Raw genomic sequence first — 14,104 nt, 5'->3', positions numbered from 1 at the left:
GCTAATACTGCAAAAGGAGCAACTGCTAGTAGTTATTTATATAGTATTGTGGAAACTGCCAAGGCTAATAAGCTGGTTATAGAAAAGTATTTAGTTTATCTTTTTGATAACTTAATAAATATAGATACAACCGATAGCGAAAGCTTAGAGAATCTTATGCCTTGGGCTGATAAGATACCGGATGATCTAAAAATTAAAGATAAGAAATAGTAAATCCCTATAAAGATAATTGAGGTATGATGTAAATCTCAATAACTTTATAGGGATATTTTATTACTATTTTTGAAGCAATAAAAGACGCCAAAAACTTTTACGCTTACTGTTAAACGAAGGAGAAGAAATTTATGAAAAGAAAATGTACTATATGTGAAATTGAAAAGGATGTTAAAGAATTTATATATAAGAATGGGGATAGAATACATGAATCCAAAAAACGTTGTAACGATTGCAAAAATGCTATAGATAGATTTAATAAATCAAAATATAGATTTAAGCAAAAAGCTGACTACTTAGTAGGAAATATAAAAAATGAATACATAAAAGAGATGTTTAAATTCTTCACTAATGAGAATGGTCAATTAGAATGTCCATACAATGGAACGATATTAACAAAAGATACATATACATTAGAGCATATTCAACCTCTTGATAAAGGGGGATGTCATGCAATTTTTAATATTATACCTTGTTCTGCTAGTGCCAATCTTTCTAAAGGCAATAGTATGATGGAAGAATGGTTTCAACAACAAGAATATTTTGATAGGTCAAGATTACATAAAATATATGGATGGATCAATTATTGTAGTAAAGAATTATTGGAAGATCCTTTTGCTGATATTTTAAATAATGAATATATTAAATAGTTGGTTGAATTGTATATGTGTATAGAAACTGTAATACTTAGTTGGCTTATATACAGAGGTAAAAGAACAGTTTCTATACATAAATTAGAGCATAACAAAAGAAGAAACAAAAATAACAAAAAAATAAACTAATGTATTGTACTAAAGAATTTAGTACAAGCATAAAAACAAGGGAGGATATTGTATGAATGAAAAAATAACATTTACTATGTTAAAAAATAATTATATATGGAATTATAAAGATTCAACTGAAACATTCTATAAAATTTATGGGGAAGAAGTTATAGGATTATTATTATATTTAGATATTAATACAAATAGATTAGGGGAAAGTTTATTTACAATAGAGGACTTTCTCAATTGCTTTAATATAACACCAAGAAGTGGTGCAGGTAAATCAATTGAAAGAGTACGTAATATATTAGATCAGTTAGAAAAAATAGATATTATTCTAGATTTGAATATGAGTGTGGATAAAGTTAGAAGAAATGATTTATTAAAGTGTAAATTAAGTGTGCCATTTAACAGAGATGGAGAAAAAATTACAGAATTTTTTGTGGTAAATCATGACGTTTATGAGAAAATAATATCTTCAGATACAGAATTAAATAAGCTGAGATTAATAAATATATATTGCTATATTGTATCAAGGATAAGAAGAAGAAAAGAGAACGAAAAAGATCCTAAATATCGAATGGGAGGCAAGGCAGAATATTGTCATCCTTCATATGAACAAATAACTAAAGATTTAGGAATAAGTGAAAGTACTTTTAATAAATATCTTACACAGCTAAATGAATGGGAATTGATATTCTATGATAATATAGGAGTATTAAGTAAAAATAAAATTAAAAAGTTAGCTAATAATGTATATACTATTCATCCACTTGAATTAGAATATGCACTTAGGGAATCAAAAAACTATTATGTTAATCTAGAGGGATGGAGACTAATTAAAAAAGATACATCTCAATTAAATAAAACAATAAAGGGTTTAAAGGGGAAGATAGCTTCAGAAAGAAATAAAGGTAATGATACTACCAAATTAGAAAAGAAGTTAAATAATAAACTGGGTGAGTTGGAAAAGTTAATATTAAATCAAGTTGAAGAATCAAAAGCAGATGTAATAAAAAGAATCAATTCATATTTAGCAAAAGTAAATGAAGAAAGTGAAATGGAGGTATATTTGGAGGAGTTTTTTGAACACTTCGAGGATAATGTATGGGATCTTTCTATTGAAGAATTAAGGGAAGTTGAAAAGAGGGTTTTAGATTTTATAGCTAGTTAAAAAATTAAATACTAAGTATTAATTGAGAGATACAGATGGAGGAGTATCTCTTTTTTGTTCAAAATAATCACATGTTTATAAATTAAACTCTTTTATTTTCGACATGGAAATTAAAAAAATATGGTATAAAAAATCATTAATATTGCATATGAAATTTTTTTTGGAATGATACCAAAAATCAAATTTGCTAGGGATTTCAATGATTTCTCGACATGGTGACGACATGAAAATTATTATGAATTTATGTAAAGAAAAACATCTGTTTTAGTTTACACTTATATTTTTAAGAATGATGGTGTATAAATGGCTTGTCTGTGTAGAAATTCTTAATAATTTAATTTACAATGTTTTTATTTACAATATATAAAATTGATGCTAATATACTTATATAAATTATAGAAACAGAGGATAAATATATGACAGCATACGGATATTGTAGATGTAGTACAAATGAAACAAAGCAGGATATTACAAGACAGGAAAGAGAATTAAAAGCTTTAGGAGTTACAGATAAGTATAATATATATAAAGAATATGAGAGTGGTACAAAGCTTAATAGAGTAGAGCTAAACAGATTACTAGGAGCAGTTCAAGAAGGAGATACAATTGTAGCAACAGAAGTTTCAAGAATTACTCGAAGTACAAAGCAGCTGTGTGAAATAATAGATATAGTTAAAAAGAAGAGGTTGAAACTTATATTAGGAACATTTGTTGTTGATTGTACTGAAAAGGAACTTGATCCTATGACAGATGGAATGTTAAAGATGATGGGTGTCTTTGCCGAAATGGAACGTAACATGATTTCAGAAAGAGTTAAAAGTGGCGTTGCTAATGCTAGAGCAAAAGGAAAGGTTGTTGGAAGACCTAGCTTAAAGTTGGGTGATATACCGAAGAAAGTTATAGAGACTTATGAATTATATAAGAATGGAGCTATAAGTAAGAGCGATTTTGCTAAGATGTGTGGAATTTCTAGACCTACTTTAGACAAGTATATAAAAGTTATTGTTGAAGGGTAGGGGGATAGTTTACATTTTAAATATATTTTAGAGAGTTATAGAAAGAGATACCACATTACTATATTAATCACCAATATTATCTAGGAGAGGAATAACCTCTTCTTTTTTATATTAAAATTGATATTTTAAGTCTATTTAACAATAAGATGATTTTTTAGATAAGATAATTGATATTAAAAAACGGAAGAAATATTTACTTTTTATTAAACAAGAGTTAAAATAATGAAAAGAAATATAAAATTGGAGATGATGTAAGTGAAAAGCAAATACTATGCAAGTGTAATAATTCCTACATATAATCGAAGTAATTTATTAGAAGGTACTCTTAAATCTTTACTTCAACAAGATATTAATAGACAAAAGTTTGAAGTGATAATTATAGATGATGGTTCAACTGATGATACACATCAGGTAGTTGATATGTACAGAGATAAACTTAATATAAAGTACATATATCAGGAACATGTAGGATTTAGAGTGGCAGCAGCAAGAAATTTAGGGATTAAAAGTTCAGAAGGAGATATATGTGTTTTTGTTGACAGTGGAGTGTTATTGAAAAAAGATGCTATTAATGAAAATATAAAAATACATAGCTCTTCAAAAGAGTATGCAGTTATTGGATATATGTATGGATTTGATGAATACAGTGAAAATGAGGAAAAAATATTAAGTATGAATGTAGATCCTCTTAATGTTGATAAGTACATAGAATTATTAGAAAAAGAAAAGGTTTTTGATATGAGAGAAAAACTTTATAAAGATTTAGGTGATGATTTGACAAAATGGCCGGCTCCATGGGTAATATTTTGGACAGGCTATGCCTCTGTTAAAAGAGATATATTAACTAAAGTTGGAATGTTTGATGAAAGTTTTAATACTTGGGGTGGAGAAGATACAGATATTGCTTTAGCTATGTATACGAATGGTGTGGAAATTATAATGGATAGAAAGTTAAAAAGCATTCATATGCCACATGATAAATTTAAAACAAGTATTAGTAAAGAAGAACTCAAGAAAAGAGGAAAAGAAAAAAAAGAGTTTATACATAGTAAATATAAATTGCAATCTACTGAAGTCTATATTAATACTTCAAGTATAGAACTGAACCATAAGATTATGAAGAAAAAAATATAATGGATATAAATTATAAAGGTAAGGAGGTAATTAAGTGCAAGAAAACAAGGATACATTAAAATTAATAGTGTGTGATATGGACGGAACATTACTTGACTCAAATAATAATATTTCGTCAACGAATATAAATGAAATTAAAAAGCTAGAGAGTAAAGGAATTAAATTTGTTATTGTATCTGGACGGCAAGCAAATGAAATAAGAAAAATGTTGAAAAAGTATGATATCAATATTGGTATTATAGGACTTAATGGAGCAGAAATATGTGATACTCAAGGAAATATTATATGGAATAAAGGAATAAAAAATAATGATATAAGAGAAATTGTTGATATACTTAATCAAAAAAAAGTATTGTATAAATGCTATTATTCAGATGAAATTATTGTAAGGTGTCCTGAAGGAATAGATAAAATTTTAATGGGCTTTGTATTAGATAAATACAAAAAGATTGAAAATAGAGAACAGGATTTACATAATTACTATATTAAATTGTGCAGTAATTATGCAAATGTAGATGATATAGTTGGTTATGACAAAAATAAAAGTAATCAAATTCTAAAAATAGAAGTTTTAGATACTAATAAAGAAATGTTAAATGATATTAGAGAATTAGTTAATAAAATAAGTTCGGTGTATGTAACTTCATCATATAGAAACAATATAGAGATAACAGCTAAAGATGTTAATAAGGGCAATTCGGTTAAAATTCTTATTGATATGTTGAATATAAAAAGAGAGGAATTAATAGCATTTGGGGATAACTTTAATGATAAAGAAATGATAGAGTACGCTGGAATTGGAGTAGCTATGCAAAATGGAGTGGAAGAAATAAAGAATGTAGCAGATTATATAACATTAACAAATGATGAAGATGGAGTTTCATATGCTATAGAAAAATTTATTATGTAATATATTATGTAATATATTAATTGATAAGGGGATGAATATATTTTTGGATAATATAAACGAGATTAAGTTAATTAATAATATAGGGAATTTTGAAACAGCTATAAGAGAAATACTATTGTTGAATGGAAAAATAGATACATACAAACATGTAACTAATGTTGCAAAAGTAAATGTAGAGATAGCAAGAAAATTTAGATTAGATGAAGAGGTATGTAAGATAGCAGCATTGGGACATGATATAGCAGGAATTATAAATTCAGCTGATATGCTTACGTATATTAAAAGAAATAAAATGTTTTTAGATAAATCTGAAGAGAAATATCCATTTTTACTTCATCAAAGACTTTCAGCTATTATGTGTAACAAGATATTTAATATAAGGGATGAAAGAATATTGTCTGCAATAAATTATCACACTACCTTAAAGAAAAATGCATCCAATTATGATATGGCATTATTTGTAGCAGATAAATTAGCATGGGATCAAGAGGGTCAACCACCTTATTATGAAATAGTAAAAGGAGAATTAGATAAATCATTAGAGTATGCGTCTTTAGCATATATAAAATACGTGTATGATAATAATATGATTTTAATGCCTCATAAGTGGTTGGATGAAGCTAAAGTTTGGCTTGAAGAAAGTATTAAAAAAGGTGAGAAGGTTAGATAAGGTGGAGAGTAGTAGAAAAGTTACAGATATGACGTCTGGAAATATTGTACGTCTAATTATTTTATTTGCGTTACCAATATTTTTAGGGAATATACTTCAACAGATATATAATATTGCGGATACAATTATTGTAGGATATACGTTAGGAGATAATGCATTAGCTGCAATAGGGGCAACTAGTTCTATTTATAGTCTAATTATAGGTATGAGTAATGGGATGAATAATGGGTATAGTATAATTATAGCAAGGTATTTTGGGGAAAAGAGTGAAGAAAAAATAAAAAAATCAGTTGCACTTATGATAGTGTTAAATATAGTAGTTTCCATACTTCTTACAGTAATATCAGTAATTGCAGTTTTACCTGTACTTAGATTATTAAATACTCCGGAATTAATAATAGGTGATTCGTATAAATATATTATTATAATCTTAATTGGAATGATAAGTACTAATATATACAATATGGAGTCAGGTATTTTAAGAGCTGTTGGAAATAGTAGAACTCCTTTATTATTTTTAAGTATTTGCTTGATTATTAATATTATATTGGATTTTATGTTTGTCGTAATTTTCAAAATGGGAATTGAAGGTGCAGCGTTAGCAACTGTATTATCTCAGATTTTATCAGCAGTTTTATGCTATATTAATAGAGTGAAAAATTATCCTCAGCTAAGAATTTCAAAAGAGAATTTTAACTTTTCAAAAGAGTTTGTAAAGGAAATGTTCGGGACAGGATTATCTATGGGAATGGTAAATTCAATATTTGCTATAGGTTCGGTAGTATTACAAAGTTCTATAAATTCTCTTGGAAATGCAACAATTACAGCTAATTTAGGAGCTAGAAAAGTAGATGAAATGTTGATGTTACCATTAGTTACATTATCGAATGCTAATGCTACATTTATTGGACAAAACTTTGGAGCAAAAAAGATGAATAGAATAAAAGATGGTATTATGAAAACCTGTTTAATAGGATTTGTGTGGACAAGTATTATAGTAGTTGTGATAAGCTTGTTTTCAGATACTATAATTCAAATTATTACAGGAACAACAGAAGTATATATTATAAATATGGCTTCTAAGTATTTAAAAATCAATATACCATTTTTTTATGTATTAGGAGTTTTATTTGTATTTAGAACGTCATTACAGGGAATTGGAAATAAAGTAGCACCTATGGTATCAAGTACTATTGAGTTAGTAGGAAAGTGCTTTTCTACATGGTACTTAACTCCTAAACTTGGATATACAGGTGTGTGTGTTACAGAGCCAATAGTATGGGTGTTATGTACATTATTTTTAATGGGTACATTTTTTAAGGATTATAAAAAACTATTAAGTAATTAATTATTTATGTATAAAGCTATGTCTTTCGGTGAAGACGTGGCTTTTTTTAGTGCGCCCAGCATGGGCGTGCACTAATCGGTGAAAGTCCGTAACGGGGGCTGATAGTGCCAACCGTATAGCTTAAGACAAGGGTGTCCATCGTGAGGTGGAATCTGAAGGAAGTCGGAGGCAAAGCTTTGGTCTGAGGAACACAAATCACATCTGAGGCTTAAGTCTATGGGTAAGCTTGCTGAACAAAGTGAAGCCCTATAACTATCCGAAATAGACAGAGTAAATGTGGCAGATAGATGAAGTGAAAGTGCACGTTCTTACCTGGGGAGGTCTGATAATACATCAATAAGTAGATGAAATTTCGAAATTGATAACCTATGTAGTAATATATAGCTGAATTATCAGAAGTCAGCAGACGTCATAGTACCTGAGTTAATCGCGATAACGAAGGGAAGGACTGAACATTAGAGGTTTACAACTTTGATAAATCTAAGAATTATGAAGAAAGCAGAAATTCCGATAAGGAATCTTGCTGTGGAGGTAGAAATGGAAGTTCGAGATAAACAGAAGATGCAGAGTAAAACTGTAGATTTATTAAATAGGGAAAGCGTAAACAATGAATTATTTGATACTAGCAGATTACTCGAAGATGTACTCGAAAGAGACAATATGCTTGAAGCAATGTATAGAGTAATTAGAAATAAAGGTAGCCATGGTATTGATGGCATGAAGACCGATGAACTTCGTGAGCATGTCAAAAGGACATGGACAACAGTTAAATCTAAACTGCTAGAAGGAAAATATAATCCATCTCCAGTAAGGAGAGTTGAAATTCCAAAGCCAGATGGCGGAGTGAGATTGTTAGGAATACCAACAGTGCAAGATAGAATGATTCAACAAGCAATTGCACAAGTACTTAGTGAAATGTATGAGCCTACTTTCTCTGAAAGTAGTTTCGGCTTTAGACCAAACAGAGGTGCAAAGAATGCTATAAAGCAATCTGAAACATATATAAATCAAGGATATAAGTGGGTTGTAGATATGGACTTAGAAAAGTTCTTTGATAAAGTTAACCACGATATTTTAATGGGAAAACTTGAAAAAAGAGTGAAAGATAGAAGACTACTAAACCTTATAAGGAAGTATCTAGAAAGTGGAGTTTTAATAAATGGAATTAAAGTGTCAAGTGAAGAAGGAACACCGCAAGGGGGACCACTTAGTCCATTACTAGCAAACATAATGTTAGATGATGTTGATAAAGAACTTGAGAAAAGAGGACATAAATTTTGTAGATATGCAGATGATTGTAATATATATGTTAAAAGTAAAAGAGCAGGTCTTAGAGTAATGAATTCTATAACAAGAATTATCGAGGGTAGACTTAAATTAAAAGTCAATAGAGATAAGAGTGCAGTTGACATTGTAAGTAAAAGAAAATTTCTGGGGTTTTCATTTTATTTCTCCAAAGATGGAGCCAAAATAAGAATACACGAGAAATCAATAAAAAGATTTAAAGAAAAGGTAAAATTTATAACAAACAGAAATAGAGGAATATCTATGGAATTAAGACTACTTAAATTAAATGACTCTATTAAAGGATGGATTAATTATTTTGGAATAGCTAACGCCAAGCGAAAGCTAATGGAATTAGACCAATGGATTAGAAGAAGGTTACGAGCTTGTATATGGAAACAATGGAAGAGAGTAAAAACAAGATTCAGAAATCTTATTAAACTTGGAGTTCCTAAATATAAGGCATATGAATATGCCAATACAAGAAAAGGCTACTGGAGAATATCGAGTAGCCCAATTCTAGAAACTACATTAAACAATAGATACTTTAAAACTATTGGATTAATGAGCCTATCTAATATTTATCAAGTAATAAATTAATTCTAATGAACCGCCGTATACGGAACCGTATGTACGGTGGTGTGAGAGGTCGGTAGATAAAATAATTATCTACCTCCTACTCGATTGTATATATAAGTTCTGTTAAAAGATAAAAATGTATACTCAATAAACTTGACAGAAGTGTGGAGAAATTGATTTTTTTGTTTTATTTTTATATTATTTAAATTTAAAGAGAACAATATTGTAAAAATTTATATTATTAAGTTGATATTAAGAAATGATAGAAAATATATTAAATTAATGAGGGATTTAAAAAATAAGTCAATAAAAAGGAAATAAAATAAATAGAAAAAACACATAAAATAACAAATAAGTATAATAAAAGGTGATATAATAGGTAATTGTAAAAAAATAAAATAATGGAGGAAAAGTGAAATGATAAAAAGTGTAGACTCAGCACATGGAGGAGCAGGATGGAGACCGAGAAAGACTACAAGTATTGATGAATTAGGTACTATATGGAGGCAATGTGGCGTTGTCTCAGAAACTGACGAATTAAAAGAAGTTTTAATGAGACGCCCTGGAAAGGAAATTCTCAAAGTAGATAATCCAAGTAAGTATTTATGGACTAAAAAAATGGACTTAGAAAAGGCACAGTTTCAACATGATAACATAGCTGAAACATATAGAAAATTAGGGGTTAAGGTTAATTATATTGATGACATACGTGCAGAGAAATATCCTAACATAATATTTATGCGTGATACATTTACTATGACATCACAAGGAGCTATTGTTTCTAGATTAGCATCAGAAGCAAGAACAGGTGAAGAAGTAATTGTAGCAGAAAAGTTATCATCTTTAGGAATTCCTATTATTGCTACAGCTCATGGAGAAATGAACTTAGAGGGACCAGATATAATTTTAGTTAATAAGGATTTGGTTTTCTTAGGCATTGGAATAAGAACTAATATGAAAGCAGTACAATTTGTAAAAATTCTACTAGAAATGCAGGGATATACAGATATAAAAATAATACAAACAACATATGGATGTGGCCATTTAGATGGTGTTGTTAATATTTTGAATTCTAAATACGCTGCTCTTGTTCCACAAAGGGCATCATACGAAATGTATCAATCATTAAAAAGACATGGATATAAAATTATAGATTTAGATAATATTACTGAAGTTGATCAATGCATGTCAATAAATTTTGTTCCAATTAATCAAGAAACTATTGTAATGAATAAAGGTACTAAGGATACTATAAAGAAATATCAAGATTGTGGTATAGAGTGTATTGAAGTTGATGTATCAGAATTAATGAATGGTGGGGGGGCTATTCATTGTATGACAGGTGTAATAGAAAGGAAGTAGAGTAATGAGTGTATCTATAATAATTCCAATAAAAGCAAAACAACAATATGTTGTAAATGGGCTTATTGAGAATGTTGTTAAATTGGCTCGAGAGGTTGTAAATGATGAAATACAAATAGTTATAGCAGATGAATCTGTTGAAGAGGTATACAATTATATGGATACATATATGGTTAATTATAATAATATAGTTCACTTTGTTCCTAAAAAGGAAGCAAGGACTGGAGCAAATGATAAATCAAATGGTGTATGTGAGGCTTTTAAGTATGCAAAGTATGACAATATACTATTAGTTGATGATCATTTTAGATTAAATAGAGAAACTATTATTAAATTAGAAAAATATTTTTATAAATATGATGTGTTTAAATGTATGCCCAAATTTGAAAAGTCTAAGATTTCTGTATTAATTGACTTATGCGGAATGTTTGTAATTAATATTTTAGATTATAGAAAGCAATATTGCGGACATTTAGCTTTTAAGAAGAGTCAGTTTGAGAAGTGTGGATTACCATGTAGAGATTCATTATTTGATGAATTTGCATTTGAAAAACATTTGAGAAAAAATGGTTATAATGTAGGGTTTGTTAGAGATGTATCAATTGATGCTGTACAAGAAATTACTACTAAGAGATTTTTTGAACAGAGAGTTCGTTATGCTTATGAAAATCTAGCAATGCCATTTAGATTTTTACTGTATTTATTAATTCTTCCGATATTAATATCATGTGCAGTAATAGATGTTAAAGTTGCTGAAAATATAATTATAGCATTTACAGTTGGCGTTAGTGTTGTAGCTTTAATAGGTCAAGTATTGTATGGACGAAATATATGTCCTAAGTATACTTTCTTGTTGAGTCCCATATGGTTTTGGTTTTATCCATTTACAACATGGATGGCTCTAATCTGCTTTTTTAATGGTGGTGTAAGTTTTGGTGGAAATAAAGTAAGAAAAGCCGGCTGATAAATAGAAACTATATTAATATAGTAGATTTAAATTTTAAATAGAGATGATTAATATGTTAAACAAGAAAAAACTTATAGTTAATGCTGATGATTTTGGATTAACAAAATCAGTAAGTGAAGGAATAATAGAAGCTAATAAAAAGGGAGTAGTGACAACAACAACTGTTATGATGAATCAAGATTTTGCAGAAGAAGCTTTAAAACTTTCTAAGACTGCTTCAAGTTTAGAATTAGGAGTTCATTTAGTTTTTAATAGTGGAAAGCCTGTATTAGATGTGCATGAAGTAAGAAGCTTAGTGTCAGAAAAAGGTATGTTTCAAAAAAATATTTTTGATTTTAAAGAAAGAGTACAGGATGAAGAATTATTTAATGAATTTTGTGCGCAAGTAGATAAATTTATAGAAGTATATGGTGAAAAGCCAGCTCATATTGATTGTCATCATTGGGTTATATTATTTCCAAGGTTTTTTGAATGTTATCTTAGAGTCGCAGAAAAATATAATGTGCCAATTAGAAAACCTATATTAGATTTAGAAAATTTCAGCGAGGATGGATTAAAAGATTTAATGGGAAATGTCTATGGTAAAAATCTTGAAAAAAGCTTTTCAAAGTTAGAGAAAGAAATCATTAGAAGAAAGATGAAATGTCCTGATAATTTTAGAGCTGGTTTTTATAATAAACAAGCTAACATTGAATATTTAGAAAACATTATTAATAATTTGCCAGATGGAACTACTGAATTAATGACACATGCAGGGTTTGTAGATGATGAGCTTATGAATAAAAGTTCATATAATATAGGGAGAAAAAATGAGTTCAATATATTAACAGACAGTAGAATTAAAGAATTGTTAGATAAAAATAATATTAGTTTGGTTAATTTTTCGTCCTTATAATTCATATTAAAAAGGCTATTTTGAAACCAGATAGTATAATAACAATTAAAATAGTTTATTTTATAAAATTTGAGTTTATAGAAAGGAAAGTTATTATGAATATTGTAGAAAAGTGGATTGAAAAAGGAATAAAGTTTGTTAATCCAGCAAATGTTGAAATAGATGATTCAGTTATATTAGAACATGGAGTTACAATTGGAAGTTTTGTAGTATTAAGAGGTGATACTCATATTGGAAAGAATACATATATAGGAGAATTTAGTGCACTTACTAATGCTAAAATAGGTGAGAATGTTGAAATAGATAAATCTACTATTATGAATAGCAGAATTGAAGATAATGTTACAGTAGGTCCATATGCATTTATTAGAGGAAATGCTGTAATAAAAAATAGTGCTTCAATAGGAGCTTATAGTGAGATAAATGATACACAGTTTGGTGAAAAGAGTAAGTGTAAACATTTCTCGTACATCGGACATACTACTCTTGGTACTAATGTAAATATTGGAGCAGGTACAATAACTTGTACTTATGATGGAAAAAGAAAATATAAATCGACAATAGGGGATGGAGCTTTTGTAGGAAGTGGATCATTAATGGTTGCACCAAGTACAATTGGAAAAAATTCTAGGACAGGTGCTGGTTCTGTAATAACAAGGGAAGTAAAAGAAAATTCTTTGGTATATGGAGTACCAGCAAAAGAAAAGTAAATATGATAACTTATTCTAGAAAGAAGAGATTGAAATGGCATTAAGTTTTAGTGAAGTAAATAAGTTCAAGAAAGATTCAAAGGAATATATTTTAAAAGTAGCAAAAGGAAAAGAAATGGATGTTACTGTGAGTCAGATAAAATATTTATTAGATTTGCAACCAAATCTAAAAGATAAATTTCCTAAAGTAGAAAGTTACAATATAGAGGATGATAAGGTTACTTATGTTTATCCATTTTATGATTTAAATATGCTAGATAAAGTATTAGTTGATAATGATGAAGATGTAGAAATATTAGAAAAGCTTTTAAGTGAAGTTGTAACTTTTATGTGTAAAGAAGTATATACTCTTGAGAATAAGCCGGCTGATAAAAGTTTCTTTAATAAAAAGTATCTTACAAGAATAGAAGATAGGGTTCAGTATTTATTGACAGAGAGAAAAGACTTAAAAAAGTTGATTACTTCAGATAAGATTAAAATTAATGGAAAGTTTTATTTAAATATTCATGAATGTATGAAATTGATAAAGGAGTCATCTAAATTACAGCTTTTAATTCCAAGTAAGCTTTGTAAAGTACATGGAGATCTATTAGCAGAGCACATTTTATATGATGCTGAGGATAATAGTAAATTTATTTTGATAGATCCACGCTGTGATAGTGAAGGTGGAGATGTTGCATATGATTTGGCAAAATTGTATCAATCAATAGAAGGTGAATTTTATGAATTCATTAGTGGTAATTTTGAATATGAGTATAATTATGAAAAAGAAATTCCAGTAGTGAATTTTAAAGTTAAAACTTTAAGAAATTCTTTAGATTATGAAAGGCTTCGGATTACCCCCTTTATATTGGACAAAATCTATTAAATTCTAAGTTTTTCTCAATTTTATATCTTTATGCAAATTTTTTGTGGATTCTCTCCAAGGTGAAGGGTATAAAATTCCTTTGGTGGTATATATCCTAAACTTGAATGCAATCTTCGTTCATTATAGAAAATCATAAATTCATTAACTATTCTATAAGCATCAGTATAAGTTTCAAATTCATTTATTTTAAAGCATTCATCTTCTAAAATC

At 28.4% G+C, this 14,104-nt stretch carries 15 protein-coding genes; 14 read left to right on the top strand and 1 reads right to left on the bottom strand.

The window, feature by feature from the left end; translation table 11 throughout:
- The 14 genes from BM384_RS10435 to BM384_RS10370 form a co-directional block, all read left to right on the top strand.
- A partial coding sequence (locus BM384_RS10435) for a transposase domain-containing protein (RefSeq protein ID WP_139232093.1) occupies window positions 1-210 on the top strand: 210 nt, incomplete at its 5' end.
- Between the two features lie 134 nt (window positions 211-344).
- Entirely contained in the window at window positions 345-863 is a 519-nt protein-coding gene (locus BM384_RS10430; RefSeq protein ID WP_090013462.1) for a hypothetical protein, read from the top strand.
- A gap of 184 nt (window positions 864-1,047) precedes the next feature.
- Window positions 1,048-2,151 (top strand): hypothetical protein, encoded by a 1,104-nt coding sequence (locus tag BM384_RS10425; protein WP_090013460.1) that lies wholly within the window; start codon window positions 1,048-1,050, stop codon window positions 2,149-2,151.
- Window positions 2,152-2,567: 416 nt separating this feature from the next.
- The gene (locus tag BM384_RS10420; protein WP_090013458.1) at window positions 2,568-3,167 is read left to right on the top strand and encodes a recombinase family protein; all 600 of its coding nucleotides are present in this window, start codon (window positions 2,568-2,570) and stop codon (window positions 3,165-3,167) included.
- 255 nt (window positions 3,168-3,422) lie between these two features.
- Entirely contained in the window at window positions 3,423-4,301 is an 879-nt protein-coding gene (locus tag BM384_RS10415) for a glycosyltransferase (RefSeq protein ID WP_090013457.1), read from the top strand.
- 34 nt (window positions 4,302-4,335) lie between these two features.
- Entirely contained in the window at window positions 4,336-5,211 is an 876-nt protein-coding gene (locus tag BM384_RS10410) for a Cof-type HAD-IIB family hydrolase (protein ID WP_090013455.1), read from the top strand.
- Window positions 5,212-5,254: 43 nt separating this feature from the next.
- A complete protein-coding gene (yqeK, locus tag BM384_RS10405) occupies window positions 5,255-5,881 on the top strand; it encodes a bis(5'-nucleosyl)-tetraphosphatase (symmetrical) YqeK (RefSeq protein WP_175537345.1) in 627 nt (208 codons plus the stop codon).
- 1 nt (window position 5,882) lies between these two features.
- Window positions 5,883-7,229 carry an MATE family efflux transporter gene (locus tag BM384_RS10400; protein ID WP_175537344.1) on the top strand — a complete coding sequence of 449 codons (1,347 nt, stop codon included), beginning with the start codon at window positions 5,883-5,885 and terminating at the stop codon, window positions 7,227-7,229.
- 489 nt (window positions 7,230-7,718) lie between these two features.
- Entirely contained in the window at window positions 7,719-9,113 is a 1,395-nt protein-coding gene (gene ltrA, locus BM384_RS10395; protein WP_207650717.1) for a group II intron reverse transcriptase/maturase, read from the top strand.
- A gap of 396 nt (window positions 9,114-9,509) precedes the next feature.
- Window positions 9,510-10,454: a dimethylarginine dimethylaminohydrolase family protein gene (locus tag BM384_RS10390; protein ID WP_090013450.1), complete on the top strand. Its 945-nt coding sequence runs from the start codon at window positions 9,510-9,512 to the stop codon at window positions 10,452-10,454.
- 4 nt (window positions 10,455-10,458) lie between these two features.
- A complete protein-coding gene (locus BM384_RS10385) occupies window positions 10,459-11,418 on the top strand; it encodes a glycosyltransferase family 2 protein (RefSeq protein WP_090013449.1) in 960 nt (319 codons plus the stop codon).
- 55 nt (window positions 11,419-11,473) lie between these two features.
- Window positions 11,474-12,316 carry a carbohydrate deacetylase gene (locus tag BM384_RS10380; RefSeq protein WP_175537343.1) on the top strand — a complete coding sequence of 281 codons (843 nt, stop codon included), beginning with the start codon at window positions 11,474-11,476 and terminating at the stop codon, window positions 12,314-12,316.
- A gap of 95 nt (window positions 12,317-12,411) precedes the next feature.
- Window positions 12,412-13,026 carry a DapH/DapD/GlmU-related protein gene (locus tag BM384_RS10375; protein WP_139232092.1) on the top strand — a complete coding sequence of 205 codons (615 nt, stop codon included), beginning with the start codon at window positions 12,412-12,414 and terminating at the stop codon, window positions 13,024-13,026.
- 34 nt (window positions 13,027-13,060) lie between these two features.
- On the top strand, window positions 13,061-13,894 hold the full coding sequence (locus tag BM384_RS10370) for a hypothetical protein (protein ID WP_090013444.1): 834 nt from the start codon (window positions 13,061-13,063) through the stop codon (window positions 13,892-13,894).
- A 20-nt stretch (window positions 13,895-13,914) separates the two neighbouring features.
- Here BM384_RS10370 and BM384_RS10365 read toward each other — a convergent pair.
- Window positions 13,915-14,104, bottom strand: a 190-nt coding sequence (locus tag BM384_RS10365; protein ID WP_139232091.1) for an integrase core domain-containing protein, incomplete at its 5' end; no start/stop codon positions are given.

It is taken from the genome of Clostridium sp. DSM 8431 (genome assembly GCF_900116755.1).
Taxonomy (GTDB): domain Bacteria; phylum Bacillota; class Clostridia; order Clostridiales; family Clostridiaceae; genus Clostridium.
This window is presented reverse-complemented; position numbering and strand designations above follow the sequence as displayed.